The sequence below is a fragment of the Nocardioides mangrovi genome (assembly GCF_020073815.1).
GTDB classification, from domain to species: domain Bacteria; phylum Actinomycetota; class Actinomycetes; order Propionibacteriales; family Nocardioidaceae; genus Nocardioides; species Nocardioides mangrovi.
Genome location: NZ_JAIQZJ010000002.1, coordinates 39,748 through 53,781 on the forward strand (window position 1 = coordinate 39,748; position 14,034 = coordinate 53,781).

Consider the following 14,034-nt stretch of genomic DNA (forward strand, 5'->3'; position numbering starts at 1 on the left):
TCACCCGGCGAGCGTACGTCGGATGCGCTGGTCGCTGACGGGCGTGGGGGTGCCGAGCTGCTGCGCCCACAGCGAGACGCGGTACTCCTCGAGCATCCAGCGCACCTGCCGCAGCCGGGCGCCGGGCGGCCGGCCGGCGTGCAGAGCGTCGAGCTGGTGGAGGTAGGCGTCCTGGACGTCGGCGATCTGGTCCATGAGCTGCCGGTCGCGGGCGACCTGTCCGGCCAGCTTGTCGCGACGCTGCTCGAGCGCGGCGAGGTAGGTCGGGTAGCGACGCAGCTGGGTCGCGCCGGCCTCGCCGACGAAGCCGGGATGCACGAGCCGCGCGAGCTGCGCCCGCAGGTCGGTCAGCGCGGGGAGCATCGTCATCTCGGCCCGGCCGCTCAGCGCCTTCTCGGCCCGACGCCAGCCGTCGAGCACCCGCATCACGTCGGCCATGGTGGCCCGCACGTGCGCCTCGTGGTCGCGGGTCGCCTCCGCGCGGAGCGCGGCGTACGCCGCCTCGTCGCGGACCGCCGGACGGGCATCGACGACGACCTGGAGCACGGCGGCCCGGCAGTCCTCGAGCAGCTCCGCGACGCTGGCGTACGGCGACCCCGCGAGGCCGAGCTTCTCCGCGTTGCTGAGCCCGTCGAGCAGCGCCTTGACAGGGGACGGCACCTCGAGCTGCAGCAGGCGGCGTACGCCGAGGCGGTGCTGCGCCTCCTGCTCCTCCGCCGAGCCGAAGACCTGGAGTCCGACGGTGGCCCCCTCGTCGACCAGGGCCGGGAAGACCTGCACCTCGTGGCCGGCGCGCTTCTGCTCGAAGGACGTCGCAATGGTGCCGAACACCCACGTGGTCTCGCCGGTGCGGGCGAGCCCGCTGTCGGCGGCGACCTCGGCGATCGCCTCGGCGAACTGGCCGCGCAGCGGTGCCTTGAGCGCGTCGAGGTCCTTGCCGCGGGCCTGCTCCGCGCCGTCCTCGTCGACCACCCGGTAGGTCGGCCGCAGGTGCTCGGGCACCTTCGACCAGTCCCACGCGTCGCGCGGCACGACGACGCCGGTGGTCGAGCGGCACCAGCGCTCCAGCGCGTCGAGCAGTGGCTCCTCGCCCGGTGGCACGGTCGCGAGGAACTCGCGGGCCCTGTCGGGCGCGGGCACGAAGCTGACCCGGAGGTTCTTCGGCAGGCTGCGGATCAGGCTGGTGACGAGCTCCGCGCGCAGGCCGGGGACGTTCCAGGAGAAGTCCTCGGCCTCGACCCGGTTGAGGGTCGCGACGGGGACGTCGATGGTGAGGCCGTCGTCGGCGGCGCCGGGCTCGAAGTGGTAGCTGATCGAGAAGGTCAGCCCACTCCCCCCACCCGAGTCGGCCTGCCACTGCTCGGGGTAGTCGGCGGCGGACACCTCGTCGGCGGTGTCGTGCGTGAGCATCGCCAGGTCGAAGGTGAGCAGGTCGGGCGTCCGGCGACGGGTCTCCTTCCACCACTGGTCGAAATGCGCGCCGCTGACGACGTCTGCGCCGACCCGGGCGTCGTAGAAGTCGAAGAGCGTGTGCTCGTCGACGACGATGTCGCGGCGCCGGGCACGGTGCTCGAGCTCCTCGGCCTCCTCCAGCAGCTTGCGGTTGGTGTCCATGAAGCGGTGCCTGGTGTGCCAGTCGCCGTAGACGAGGGCGTGGCGGATGAAGAGCTCACGGGCCAGCGGGACGTCGACCTTGCCGTAGGAGACGAGCCGGTCGGCGACGAGCGGGACGCCGTACAGGGTGACTCGCTCGTAGGCCATCACGGCCGCACGCTTCCGGCTCCAGTGGGGCTCGGAGTAGGTGCGCTTGACCAGGTCGCGGCCGAGCCGCTCGGCCCACTCCGGCTTGATGGCGGCGTTCTGGCGGGCCCAGAGCCGGCTGGTCTCGACGAGCTCGCCGGCCATCAGGAACTGCGGGTTCTTGCGGTGCAGCACGCTGCCGGGGAAGACGGCGAAGCGCGCGCCGCGGGCACCGAGGTACTCGCGCGGTCCTCCCCTGGATCGAGCACCGTCCTTCTTGTCCCGCTCCTCGAGCAGGCCGATGTGCGACAGGAGACCCGAGAGCAACGCTTGGTGGATGCCGTCGCTGTCGGGGTTGTCCGCCGGCTGGCCGACCTGGATCTTCATCTCCTTCGCGACCTGGCGGAGCTGGGACTCGAAGTCCTGCCACTCCCGGACGCGCAGGTAGTTGAGGAACTCGCGGCGGCACATCCGCCGGAACGCCGAGGACGAGAGCTCCTTCTGCTGCTCCTTGAGGTAGCGCCAGAGGTTGAGCCAGGTGAGGAAGTCGCTGCCCTCGGCCTTGAAGCGGGCGTGCTGCTGGTCGGCCTGCGCCTGCTCCTTCGGGTGGTCGGCACCCGGGCGCTCGCGCGGGTCCTGGAGCGACAGGGCGGCGGCGATCACGATGACCTCGCGCACGCAGCCGAGCCGCTCGGCCTCGAGGATCATCCGCGCCAGGCGCGGGTCGATCGGCAGCCGGGCGAGCCGCCGGCCCATCTGGGAGAGGCGGCCGGTCTTGAGGGCGCCGAGCTCCTCCAGCAGCTGGACACCGGACTGCACGTTGCGTCGGTCGGGCGGCTCGACGAACGGGAAGCGGCCGATGTCGCCGAGGCCGAGCGAGGCCATCTGGAGGATGACGCTGGCGAGGTTGGTGCGCAGGATCTCGGGGTCGGTGAACTCCGGCCGGCCGTCGAAGTCCTCCTCGGAGTAGAGCCGGATCGCGATGCCGGCCTCGACGCGGCCGCAGCGCCCCGAGCGCTGGTTGGCCGATGCCTGGCTGATCGGCTCGATCGGCAGCCGCTGCACCTTGGTGCGCACGGAGTAGCGGCTGATCCGGGCGACGCCGGTGTCGACGACGTACCTGATGCCGGGCACGGTCAGGGACGTCTCGGCGACGTTGGTGGCGAGCACGATCCGTCGGGTGGCGTTGCCGTGGGAGCTGAAGACGCGGTGCTGCTCGGCTGCGGTCAGCCGGGAGTAGAGCGGCAGCACCTCGGTGCGTGGCAGCTCGCTGAGCGCGTCGGCGGTGTCGCGGATCTCGCGCTCGCCCGGCAGGAAGACCAGCACGTCGCCCGGCCCCTCGGCCGAGAGCTCCTTGACCGCGTCGACGATCGCCTCGGTCTGGTCGCGGACGACGACCTCGCCGTCCTCGTCGTCCTCCTGGAGATCCATGAGCGGGCGGTAGCGGATCTCCACCGGATAGGTGCGGCCGGAGACCTCGACGACGGGTGCGTCGAAGTGGTCGGCGAAGCGGTCGACGTCGATGGTCGCCGAGGTGATGATCAGCTTGAGGTCGGGCCGCTTCGGCAGCAGCCGCTTGAGGTAGCCGAGCAGGAAGTCGATGTTGAGCGACCGCTCGTGGGCCTCGTCGATGATGATCGTGTCGTACTTCTTCAGCTGCCGGTCACGCTGCAGCTCGGCGAGCAGGATGCCGTCGGTCATCAGCTTCACCCGGCTGCTCTTCGAGGTGCGGTCGGTGAAGCGCACCTGGTAGCCGACGAGTTCGCCGAGCTCGGTCTTCAGCTCGGAGGCGATCCGCTCGGCCACCGACCGCGCGGCGATCCGGCGGGGCTGGGTGTGCCCGATCAGGCCGTTCGTGCCGCGGCCCAGCTCGAGGCAGATCTTCGGCAGCTGGGTCGTCTTGCCCGACCCGGTCTCGCCCGCGACGATCACGACCTGGTGGTCGCGGATGGCCTGCGCGATGTCGTCGCGGCGCTGGGTGACCGGCAGCTCCGGCGGGTACGAGATCTGGAGCTCGGGAGGCGACGCGGTCATGACCGGACAATTGTGCCAACCCTGTCCACTTAGAACATGTTCTAGTATCCGGCCATGACCGAGGCACAGGAGTACGACGTCGTCGTGGTCGGGTCGGGCGGGGGCGCGATGACCGGCGCGTTCCTGGCCCAGAAGGCCGGCCTGTCCACCGTGGTGGTCGAGAAGACCGCGCTGCTCGGCGGCACCTCGGCGTACTCCGGAGGCGCCTGCTGGCTGCCGGGCAGCCAGGTCCAGCAGCGGGCGGGGATCCCGGACTCGACCGAGTCGGCCCGGGAGTACCTGGCCGCGATCCTGGAGGACCCGGACGAGGCGAAGGTCGAGGCGTTCCTCGCGCACGCGCCAGCGCTGGTCGCAGAGCTGGAGGCGGACCCGGCGATCGACTTCGAGTGGCTGCCCTTCTCGGAGTACTACGACGCGCCGGGCCGGGTGCCGTTCGGCCGCTCGATCCAGCCGACCAACGTCAAGCGCGGCGATCTGCCCGAGCGGGTGGGCGCACTGGTCCGGCCGCCGGTCGAGCGGGACCGCGTCGGCGAGGGCGGCCGCACCACGCTCAGCGGCGGGCAGTCGCTGATCGCCCGGCTGCTCGACGGCTTCCTGCGCGACGGCGGCACGGTGCTGACCGAGCTGCCGGTGACGGGCCTCGTCCTCGACGGCGAGCGGGTGGCCGGCGTGGCCGCGATGACCCCGGAGGGGCCGATCGAGATCCGCGCTCGTCGCGGCGTGCTGATCGCCGCGGGCGGCTTCGAGGGCAACGCCGAGGAGCGGGCCGCGCACGGGGTCCCGGGCGACGTCGCGTGGACGATGGCGCCGCGCGGCACCAACACCGGCGAGCCGATCGCCGCGGCCGTGGCGGTCGGTGCGGCGACGGACTACCGCGGCGTCGGCTGGTTCTGCCCGGGCCTGGAGCAGCCGGACGGCGGTGGCTCCTTCACCCTCGGCTTCCGCTCCGGGCTGATGGTCGACCAGCGCGGCGAGCGCTACGGCAACGAGTCACTCCCCTACGACCGCTTCGGCCGGGTGATGGCGCAAGCCCCGGAGCGCATCCCGTCCTGGTACGTCTTCGACTCGCGCGAGGACGGTCGGCTGCCGGCGATCGCGATGCCCGAGGGCGACCCGGCCGCGCACCTGGAGGCCGGCACCTGGGTGCGGGCCGACTCGATCGACGCGCTGGCCGAGGCGATCGGCGTACCGGCGGAGACGCTGGCGGCGACCGTCGAGCGGTTCAACGGCTTCTGCGAGACCGGGACCGACGAGGACTTCGGCCGCGGCGAGGACGAGTACGACGGCTTCTTCGCCGGCGGCACCGGGCCCAACAAGGCGCTGACCCCCTGCACGGAGCCGCCGTACTACGCCGCCCGCTTCGTGCTGTCCGACCTCGGCACCAAGGGCGGCCTGGTCACCGACGTCGCCGGCCGCGTGCTGCACGAGGACGGCACGCCGATCCCGGGCCTGTACGCCGCGAGCAACAGCGCGGCGTCGGTCTTCGGGACCTGCTACCCCGGCCCCGGAGCGCCGCTGGGTTCGGCGATGGTCTTCGCGTCGCTCGCGGTCCGCGACCTGCTGGGCTAGCTGCCCGGCTGCTGCGGCACCTGGCCACCGGGGGCCTGCTGCCCGTTGCCGGGCACCTGACCTCCGCCCGGGAAGGTGCCGCCGCCGGGGAAGCCGCCGGGGCCGCGCTGGAAGGACGAGCCACCGCCGTCGCCGTGCGCGACGTACCCGAGGGCGAAGCCGAGGCCGCCGCCCACGAGGAGCGCGACGACGGCGACCGTGGCGACCCACGGGAGCGCCAGCCGGCGGTCGCGCACGCGGGGCGCGACCGGTGGCGGCTGGTAGGGCGGGTACGAGGGCGGGGGCGACGGCGCCGTTGCCGTCGGGGCCGTCGGATACTGCTCACTCATGCCGGCGACGCTGGCGCGGGAACCTGTGCGGACCCTGTCGAGCCGCGGTGAGGTTCTCGTGAGATCACCACAGTCGTCTCACAGGAACGTCACAGTTAGGGTCGAGAACGTGTCCACCATGGACCTGACCCGACCTGACGGATCCCCCCTGCGCGTCCTCGTCGTCGACGACGAGGTCAACATCGCCGAGCTCGTCGCGATGGCGCTGCGCTACGAGGGGTGGCAGGTGACGATGGCGCACACCGGCACCAAGGCCGTCGCCGCCGCCAAGGAGCTGCGGCCCGACGCCGTGGTGCTCGACATGATGCTGCCGGACTTCGACGGCCTGGAGGTGCTGCGCCGGATGCGCACCGCCCAGCCCGACCTGCCGGTGGTCTTCCTGACCGCCCGCGACGCCGTGGAGGACCGGATCGCCGGCCTCACCGCCGGCGGCGACGACTACGTCACCAAGCCCTTCTCCCTCGAGGAGCTGGTCGCCCGGCTCCGTGCCCTGATGCGCCGCGCCGGCGCTCAGCAGGCCGCCGCGTCCTCGCTCCTCGTCGTCGGCGACCTCGAGCTGGACGAGGACAGCCACGAGGTACGCCGCGCCGGCGCCGACATCGCGCTCACCGCCACCGAGTTCGAGCTGCTGCGCTACCTCATGCGCAACCCGAAGCGGGTGCTCAGCAAGGCCCAGATCCTCGACCGGGTCTGGAACTACGACTTCGGCGGCCAGGCCAACGTCGTCGAGCTCTACATCTCCTACCTGCGCAAGAAGATCGACGCCGGCCGGGAGCCGATGATCCACACCATGCGCGGCGCCGGGTACGTGCTGAAGCCGGGTTCATGAGGCATCGCTTCGCGTCGCTGACCTCGCGCCTGGTCCTGACGACCGTCGCGCTGGCGCTCGTCGTCTCGGTGCTCATCGGCACGATCACGACCTTCGCCGTGCGCGACTACCTCGTGAACCAGCTCGACGAGAACGTGCATGCGAGCGTCGAGGGCGCACGCAACTTCGGGGTCAGCCGCCCGGGCCCCGGGATCGGCGGTCCGGGACGCGACGTCGGCACGATCGCCGCGCAGTGGACGAGCGACGGCTCCAGCTCCATCGGCCAGCTCCGCACCCAGCGGGCCGACGGGATGAACGACCAGACCGACCTCTCCGACGACGAGATCGAGACGCTGCAGTCCCTGCCGACCGACGGGACGGTGCACACCGTCGACCTCGGCGACGACGGCTCGTTCCGAGTCGCCGTTGCGCAGAGCTCGGTCGACTCGACCATCGTCGCCGTGGGCATCGGCACCAGCAACGTCGACGACGTGGTCAACACCCTCATCTGGTGGGAGGTGCTCCTCGGCCTGGTCGCGGTCCTCGGCGCCGGCGGCGCCGCCACGATCGTCGTACGCCGGCAGCTGCGGCCGCTGCGCGAGGTCGCGGCGACCGCGCACACGGTGGCCGAGCTGCCGCTGGAGTCCGGCGAGATCGACATCCAGGCGCGGGTGCCCGAGCACCTCACCGACGAGCGGACCGAGGTCGGGCAGGTGGGCGCGGCCCTCAACACGCTGCTGGCCCACGTCGAGTCCTCGCTGTCGGCGCGGCACCGCAGCGAGCAGCAGGTGCGGCAGTTCGTCGCCGACGCCTCGCACGAGCTGCGCTCCCCGCTGGCCACGATCGCCGGCTACACCGAGCTCGCGCGGCGCCGGCCCGGTGACACCGAGATCGTCGGCACCGCACTCGACAAGGTCGAGGAGGAGTCCGGTCGGATGACCTCCCTGGTGGAGGACCTGCTGCTGCTCGCCCGCCTCGACTCCGGGCGCCCCCTGGAGCGCGAGCCGGTCGACCTGACCCGGCTCTGCGTCGAGGCCGTGTCCGACGCCCGCGTCGTCGACCCCACGCACCGCTGGCGGGTGGACGTGCCCGACGACCTGGTCGATGCACCCGCCGAGGTGGCCGGCGACCAGCTGCGGCTGCACCAGGTCCTGACCAACCTGCTGACCAACGCCCGCAAGTACACCCCGGAGGGCAGCACGATCACGGTCACCGTGCGCCGCGACGGCTTCAGCGTCCACGACGACGGTCCCGGCTTCCCGCCGGAGCTGGTCGGGCGCGCCTTCGAGCGCTTCGTCCGCGGCGACGCCGCCCGCACCCGCGGCTCGGAGCTCGGCGTGGGCGGGGTCGGCCTGGGTCTCTCCCTGGTGGAAGCGATCGTCACCGCCCACGGCGGCCGGGTGACGCTGCGGTCGCGGCCGGGCGAGACGGTGGTGGACGTCAGCCTTCCGGTGTGACCGCGATGACGGCCGGGAGCGACGCGACCAGGAAGCCGATCAGGTCCTCCTGGGTCATCCCGTGCGGGTCGTCGATCCAGGTGAGCACGGCGTCCTCGGCCATCGCCGACCAGGCGCGGACGACGAGCCGGTTGGCCGGGGTGTCGGCGACGACCTCGCCGCGCAGGTCCTCGCGGAAGGCGCGGCTGTTGAGCGACGAGCGCGCGTCCTCGTAGATCGCCCGCAGGCTCTCGTTGCCCCCGGCAGCCGCCCGGACCAGCGACACGTACCCCTCGTGGTTGGCCACGACGTAGTCGACGTACGCCGTCAGCGACGTCATCAGCCGGACCAGCGGCTCCCCGTCGGTGGGCGGGGTGGTCTGCGCGATCAGGTCGTCGGCGGCGTGCCGGACCACGGCCTCGTGGAAGGCCTGCTTGCTGCCGAAGTAGTGGTAGAGCAGACCCCGGGAGATCCCGGCCTCCTCGGCCAAGAGGTCGATCGACAGCTCGTCGAGGGAGCGGTGCGCCAGCAGCCGGACGCCGAGGTCGAGCAGCTGCTCGCGGCGCTGCTCGGGCGAGAGCCGGGTGCGGGGCGTGGTGGTCACGAGACCTCACTCTATTGACGGTCGTTCAATAGCGCCAGTACGGTCGGCGTCATGGCTGCCCAGTCTCCCCAGCCGGAGGTCGCCCGCGTCGACCATCTCATCGTCGGCGCCGGATTCGCCGGGCTCTGCGCCGCGATCAAGCTCCAGGAGGACGGCGAGCGCGACTTCCTCGTGGTGGAGAAGGGCTCGGACGTCGGCGGGACGTGGCGCGACAACACCTACCCCGGCGCGGCCTGCGACGTCCCGAGCCAGCTCTACTCCTACTCCTTCGCGCCCAACCCGGAGTGGTCGTCGTCCTACTCCCCCCCACCGGAGATCCAGGCCTACATCCGCGGCGTCGCCGAGCGGTCGGGGACCCTGGACCGCTTCGTCTTCGACACCACCTTCGACGGCGGCGACTGGGACGACGTCGAGGCCCGGTGGCGGGTGCAGGTCACCGGCCCGGCCGGCACCCGCACCGTCCTCGCCCGTACCCTCACCCTCGGCGCCGGCGCGCTCTCGGAGCCCCGGCTGCCCGCGATCGAGGGCATCGAGACCTTCCAGGGCCACCTCTTCCACTCCTCCCGGTGGGACCACTCGGTCGACCTCACCGGCAAGCGGGTCGCGGTGGTCGGGACCGGCGCCTCCGCGATCCAGATCGTGCCCGAGATGCAGCGGGTCGCCGGGCACCTCGACGTCTACCAGCGCACCGCGCCGTGGATCATCCCCCGCAACGACCGGGTGTACGGCGGTCTCGAGCGGCGCCTGCTGCGACGGGTGCCCGCCCTGGGCCGGCTCTACCGGACCGGCATCTACTGGGCCCACGAGGGCTACGTTCCGGCGTTCACGATCGAGCCGAAGATGGCCGCGCCCGCCCGGGCCGCGGCCCTCGCCAACATCCGCAAGGGCATCTCCGACCCGGCGCTGCGGGCGCAGGTGACGCCGCACTTCGAGATCGGGTGCAAGCGGATCCTGCGGTCCAACACCTACTACCCCGCGCTCGCGGCCGACAACACCGAGCTGGTCACCGACCGGATCGCCAAGGTCACCGGTGACGCGGTGGTGACCGTGGACGGGGTCGAGCGACCGGTGGACGTGCTCGTCGTCGCCACCGGCTTCTGGACCACCGAGCTGCCGATCGCCGAGCACGTCCGCGACGCGGCCGGCCGCACCCTCGCGGACGTGTGGCAGCGCGACGGGATGGCGGCGTACAAGGGCACCACGGTGCCGGGCTTCCCCAACCTCTTCATGCTGACCGGACCCAACACCGGCCAGGGCCACACCTCGATGGTCTTCATCATCGAGGCGCAGGTGGCCTACCTGCGCGACGCGATCCGCACCATGCGGGAGCGTGGCTGGGCCGCTGTCGAGCCACGGCAGGGAGCGTTCCAGCGCTGGAACGCGAACCTGCAGCGGCGCATGAAGCGCACCGTCTGGACCCGCGGCGGCTGCGACAGCTGGTACCTCGACGAGCACGGCCGCAACACCACGCTGTGGCCGAAGTCGACGGTCACCTTCCGGCGCGACCTGGCGCGCTTCGACGCGGACGCCTACGACGTCCGCCGCACCGATCCGACCCCGACCCGAGAGGACCTGCCCGCATGAAGAGCTTCGAGGACAAGGTCGCCGTCGTCACCGGCGCCGGCTCCGGCATCGGCCGGGCGCTGGCCGTCGACCTCGCCCGCCGGGGCGCGCTGCTCGCGATCTCGGACGTGAACGACGACGGGCTCGCCGAGACGGTCGACCTCGTGAAGGCGGCCGGCGCGCGCGAGGTGCGCTCCGACCACCTCGACGTGGCCGACCGGGCCGCGTTCACGGCGTACGCCGAGGCCGTCGTCGGCCAGTTCGGCCGGGTCAACCTCGTGGTCAACAACGCCGGCGTCTCGCTGACCGGCGACCTGGTCGACCTCGCCTACGAGGACATGGACTGGATCGTCGGCATCAACTTCTGGGGCGTCACCCACGGCACGAAGGAGTTCCTGCCGCACCTGATCGCCTCCGGCGACGGCCACCTGGTCAACATCTCCTCCCTCTTCGGGCTGGTGTCGATGCCCGGCCAGAGCATGTACAACGCCGCGAAGTACGCCGTCCGCGGGCTCTCCGAGGCCGTCCGCGAGGAGATGCTGGTCGCCGGCCACCCGGTCGGCGTGACGGTCGTCCACCCGGGCGGCATCAAGACCGGGATCGCCCGCAACGGCCGCTACTCCGAGGTCGAGGACGGCGCCCAGACGGCCCGCTTCTTCGACGAGAAGCTGGCCCGGATGACGCCCGAGAAGGCGGCGTCGGTGATCCTGGCCGGCGTCGAGAAGGACAAGGCGCGGGTGCTCGTCGGCCTCGACGCGCACATCGTCCACCAGCTCGGCAAGATCGCCGGGTCGCGCTACCAGGACATCGTCGCCAACCGCGCGAAGCGCCTCATGCCTCCGGGGACGAAGGTCGTCTGATCCTGCGTGCGGCGCGGCCGGTCCGGACCCTGAGCGGGCCGACCAGGCGCGGGCCGGCGAGCCGGCTCTCCAGCTTGCGGGCCTCGCGCTGGATCGGCTGCGCGACGTACTCCCCGAGGATCACGCCGGACGCGAGCGCCAGCGCGACCGCCCCGGCGGTGAAGAGCGCCAGCAGCCCCTCCGAGGTCGAGTCGCCGCCCTCCGAGAGGAGGCTCAGGCCACGGTAGATCGAGAGGCCCGGGAGCATCGGGACGATCGCGGGGACGACGACCACCAGCGGCGGCACCCGCAGCCGGGACGAGACGCCGTAGCTGATCAGGCCGACGAAGAAGGCGGCCATCGCCGTCGGCCACGCCCGCCCGATGCCGCTGACGTTCGCCGAGGTGGAGATGAGGATGGCCAGCGCGGCGACCGCCGCGATCGTCACCAGCGTCCGGCGCGGCGCGTAGGAGGCGAAGGCGAACGCCGCCGCGCAGATCGCGGCCCCGATCGCCGCCGCCGACGCCTGCTTGAGGTCGCCGACCGCGCCGGGGTCGAGGCGCCCGACGTCGACGCCGACCACCTCGGCGACCTGGAGCCCGCCACCGACCCCGGCGATGATGCCCGCGGTCGCGAGCAGCGCCTCGGTCAGCCGGGCACCGGCGGTGACGTAGAAGCCCGACAGGGCGTCCTGGAGCGCGCCCATGAAGCCGATGCCGGCGAGCAGCATGATGATGTTCGCGGTGACGACGACCGACGGGTTGAGGTCGAAGCCGGGGGCGGCCACGCCCACCGCGATCAGCGTCGCGACGCCGCCGCCGGCGACCTGGCGGTAGAACGCCGGCAGCCGGCGCCGCGCCATCAGCATCTGGAGCCGGTCGATGACGACGGCCGCGACGAACGCGATCGCCACCACGGCCCCGTCACCGCCGAGCTGCAGGCCGACCCCGGCGCACATCGCACCCCACCCGAGCGTGACCGCCCAGCGCGGCAGGGTGTGGCCCGAGGACACGATCCGGGCCAGCGTGCTGCGGGCGTCGCGGAGCTCGACCTCGCCGCGGAGCACGTCGCGCACGAGGTGGTCGACCAGGGTGAGGTCCTCGTAGTCGATCTCGCGCTGCTTGACCTGCCGGATCAGCACGAACGCCGGCAGCTCGGGGTCGGGCTGGAAGCTCATCGACAGCGACGTGAAGGTCACGTCCACCTCGGGGTTGCGGACGCCGTACTGCCACGACAGCGCCTGCATCGTGGCGGTCACGTCCGCCGCGCCGGCTCCTGACGACAGCAGCAGCTCGCCGACGCGGAGGCAGAAGTCGAGAGTCAGGTTGAGCTCGCGTGCCTCCAGCATGGCCGCCATGGTGGCAGCCAACTGGTAGACAGTCGACGTGACCCCGGACGTGAGCCCCGCACCCGGCGACGCCGTACGTCTCGAGATGACGAAGTGGGGCGACCGTCCCCACTGGGAGCTGGACGCCATCTTCCTCGGCAGCGACGATCACGGGGACTGGATCGGCGCCCCCGCCGGCACCCTCAACGCGCGGCCCGGTGCTCGGTTCGTCTCCGAGGTCGATGCGGTGACGCTGGTGCCGCGGGCCGAGCACCTGGCGTGGTGCCTGCCGACCTTCCAGGCGCCCGGCATCTGGTGCACGGTCTACGTCGACGTCGCGACGCCCGCCGCCTGGGACGGCCGCGTGCTGCGCTCGGTCGACCTCGACCTGGACGTCATCCACGGCGCCGGTCACGGCGGTCGGGGGCGCATCTGGGTCGACGACGAGGACGAGTTCGCCGACCACCGGGTCCGCTTCGGCTATCCCGACGACGTCGTCGCGGCCGCGGTCGCGTCGGCCGAGCGGGTCCTCGCCGAGGTCACGGCCGGGCTCGCGCCCTTCGACGGGACCGCCGACGCGTGGCTCGCCCGGCTGGCCGCGCTCGACCCCACCTGACCTGTGGAACGCTTGCGCCCATGCGGATCGACTTCCACTCCTCCCCGGAGCCGACGCTGGGCGTCGAGTGGGAGCTCGCGCTGGTCGATCGCCGCACCCGCGACCTGCGCAACGACGCCACCCACCTCTTCGCCCGCGCCAAGCCGCGACTGCCGGACCCGAACAAGCTCCACAAGGAGCTGCTCCGCAACACCGTCGAGATCGTCAGCGGGGTCTGCCACACGGTCGGCGAGGCGATGGACGACCTGCGGCAGACCCTGGAGGTCGTCGTCCCGGCGGGCGACGCGCTCGACATCGACCTGTACGGCGCCGGCACCCACCCCTTCGCGTCCTGGACGGTCCAGCAGCTCTCCGAGGGGCACCGCTACGAGGAGCTGATCAACCGCACCCAGTGGTGGGGCCGGCAGATGCTGATCTGGGGCGTGCACGTCCACGTCGGGCTGCCCGAGCGGGAGCGGGTGATGCCCGTGCTCTCGGCGCTGCTCAACCACTACCCCCACCTCCAGGCGCTCTCCGCGTCCTCGCCGATCTGGGCCGGCATCGACACCGGCTACGCCTCCAACCGGGCGCTGATGTTCCAGCAGCTGCCGACCGCCGGGCTGCCCTTCCAGTTCGAGCGGTGGTCGGAGTTCGAGGCCTTCGCGCACGACCAGGTCACCACCGGCGTCATCGAGGAGCTGACCGAGATCCGCTGGGACGTCCGGCCCGCGCCGGTGCACGGCACGCTGGAGAACCGGGTGTGCGACGGCGTCTCCAACTTCACCGAGCTGGCCGCGCTCGTCGCGCTGATGCACTGCCTGGTCGTCGACCTCGACACCCGGCTCGCCGCCGGGGAGACGCTGCCGACCATGCCGCCGTGGCACGTGCAGGAGAACAAGTGGCGGGCCGCCCGCTACGGCCTCGACGCCATCGTGATCACCGACGCCGCCTCCCACGAGCGGCTGGTCACCGACGACCTCGCCGACCTCCTCGACCGGCTCGCTCCGGTCGCCGAGCGGCTCGGCTGCGAGGCCGAGCTCGCCACGGTCGCGGACATCCCGAGCCGCGGCGCGTCGTACCAGCGCCAGCGAGCGGTCGCCGAGCGCACCGGTGGCGACCTCGTCGCGGTCGTCGACTCCGTCGTGCAGGAGCTGCGCTCCGGGCTCTGACCGCGGTCTGACCGCGGTCTG

11 protein-coding genes are annotated in these 14,034 nt (G+C 72.4%); 7 read left to right on the forward strand and 4 right to left on the reverse strand.

Going from position 1 to position 14,034, the window contains the following annotated elements:
• Complete coding sequence (hrpA, locus tag K8U61_RS05450; protein ID WP_224121976.1) at positions 1-3,774, reverse strand: ATP-dependent RNA helicase HrpA; 3,774 nt, start codon at positions 3,772-3,774, stop codon at positions 1-3.
• A gap of 54 nt (positions 3,775-3,828) precedes the next feature.
• On the opposite strand from hrpA, the gene K8U61_RS05455 reads away from it, so the two are divergent.
• Positions 3,829-5,343, forward strand: coding sequence for an FAD-dependent oxidoreductase (locus tag K8U61_RS05455; protein ID WP_224121977.1), 1,515 nt, complete (start codon positions 3,829-3,831; stop codon positions 5,341-5,343).
• Here the strand turns inward: K8U61_RS05455 and K8U61_RS05460 are convergent.
• Complete coding sequence (locus K8U61_RS05460) at positions 5,340-5,672, reverse strand: hypothetical protein (RefSeq protein ID WP_224121978.1); 333 nt, start codon at positions 5,670-5,672, stop codon at positions 5,340-5,342. The genes K8U61_RS05455 and K8U61_RS05460 overlap by 4 nt on opposite strands.
• 118 nt (positions 5,673-5,790) lie before the next feature.
• Between K8U61_RS05460 and K8U61_RS05465 the strand changes: the two genes are divergently transcribed.
• Both K8U61_RS05465 and K8U61_RS05470 read left to right on the forward strand, forming a co-directional pair.
• Complete coding sequence (locus tag K8U61_RS05465; protein ID WP_272491945.1) at positions 5,791-6,501, forward strand: response regulator transcription factor; 711 nt, start codon at positions 5,791-5,793, stop codon at positions 6,499-6,501.
• Entirely contained in the window at positions 6,498-7,937 is a 1,440-nt protein-coding gene (locus tag K8U61_RS05470; RefSeq protein WP_224121979.1) for a sensor histidine kinase, read from the forward strand. The genes K8U61_RS05465 and K8U61_RS05470 overlap by 4 nt, the downstream gene beginning before the upstream one ends.
• Here the strand turns inward: K8U61_RS05470 and K8U61_RS05475 are convergent.
• Positions 7,921-8,520, reverse strand: a complete 600-nt coding sequence (locus tag K8U61_RS05475; RefSeq protein ID WP_224121980.1) for a TetR/AcrR family transcriptional regulator — start codon at positions 8,518-8,520, stop codon at positions 7,921-7,923. The two genes, K8U61_RS05470 and K8U61_RS05475, sit on opposite strands and share 17 nt — an antisense overlap.
• A gap of 51 nt (positions 8,521-8,571) precedes the next feature.
• Here K8U61_RS05475 and K8U61_RS05480 point away from each other — a divergent pair, with 51 nt between their 5' ends.
• On the forward strand, positions 8,572-10,104 hold the full coding sequence (locus K8U61_RS05480; RefSeq protein WP_224121981.1) for a flavin-containing monooxygenase: 1,533 nt from the start codon (positions 8,572-8,574) through the stop codon (positions 10,102-10,104).
• A complete protein-coding gene (locus K8U61_RS05485) occupies positions 10,101-10,943 on the forward strand; it encodes an SDR family NAD(P)-dependent oxidoreductase (RefSeq protein ID WP_224121982.1) in 843 nt (280 codons plus the stop codon). Before K8U61_RS05480 ends, K8U61_RS05485 begins: the two co-directional genes overlap by 4 nt.
• On the opposite strand, the gene K8U61_RS05490 is transcribed toward K8U61_RS05485, so the two are convergent.
• Positions 10,915-12,270, reverse strand: coding sequence for a threonine/serine exporter family protein (locus tag K8U61_RS05490; RefSeq protein ID WP_224121983.1), 1,356 nt, complete (start codon positions 12,268-12,270; stop codon positions 10,915-10,917). The genes K8U61_RS05485 and K8U61_RS05490 overlap by 29 nt on opposite strands.
• A gap of 37 nt (positions 12,271-12,307) precedes the next feature.
• On the opposite strand from K8U61_RS05490, the gene K8U61_RS05495 reads away from it, so the two are divergent.
• Positions 12,308-12,865, forward strand: coding sequence for a DUF402 domain-containing protein (locus K8U61_RS05495; RefSeq protein WP_224121984.1), 558 nt, complete (start codon positions 12,308-12,310; stop codon positions 12,863-12,865).
• A 20-nt stretch (positions 12,866-12,885) separates the two neighbouring features.
• A complete protein-coding gene (locus K8U61_RS05500) occupies positions 12,886-14,013 on the forward strand; it encodes a glutamate--cysteine ligase (RefSeq protein ID WP_224121985.1) in 1,128 nt (375 codons plus the stop codon).
• The last annotated feature ends 21 nt before the right edge of the window (positions 14,014-14,034 follow it).

Excerpts from the sequence above, each read along its gene's own strand:
- K8U61_RS05455 (WP_224121977.1), top strand. The coding sequence starts at position 3,829 with ATGACCGAGGCACAGGAGTACGACGTCGTCGTGGTCGGGTCGGGCGGG.
- K8U61_RS05465 (WP_272491945.1), top strand. The coding sequence starts at position 5,791 with ATGGACCTGACCCGACCTGACGGATCCCCCCTGCGCGTCCTCGTCGTC.
- hrpA (WP_224121976.1), bottom strand. The coding sequence starts at position 3,774 with ATGACCGCGTCGCCTCCCGAGCTCCAGATCTCGTACCCGCCGGAGCTG.
- K8U61_RS05470 (WP_224121979.1), top strand. The coding sequence starts at position 6,498 with ATGAGGCATCGCTTCGCGTCGCTGACCTCGCGCCTGGTCCTGACGACC.
- K8U61_RS05490 (WP_224121983.1), bottom strand. The coding sequence starts at position 12,270 with ATGCTGGAGGCACGCGAGCTCAACCTGACTCTCGACTTCTGCCTCCGC.
- K8U61_RS05460 (WP_224121978.1), bottom strand. The coding sequence starts at position 5,672 with ATGAGTGAGCAGTATCCGACGGCCCCGACGGCAACGGCGCCGTCGCCC.
- K8U61_RS05480 (WP_224121981.1), top strand. The coding sequence starts at position 8,572 with ATGGCTGCCCAGTCTCCCCAGCCGGAGGTCGCCCGCGTCGACCATCTC.
- K8U61_RS05485 (WP_224121982.1), top strand. The coding sequence starts at position 10,101 with ATGAAGAGCTTCGAGGACAAGGTCGCCGTCGTCACCGGCGCCGGCTCC.
- K8U61_RS05500 (WP_224121985.1), top strand. The coding sequence starts at position 12,886 with ATGCGGATCGACTTCCACTCCTCCCCGGAGCCGACGCTGGGCGTCGAG.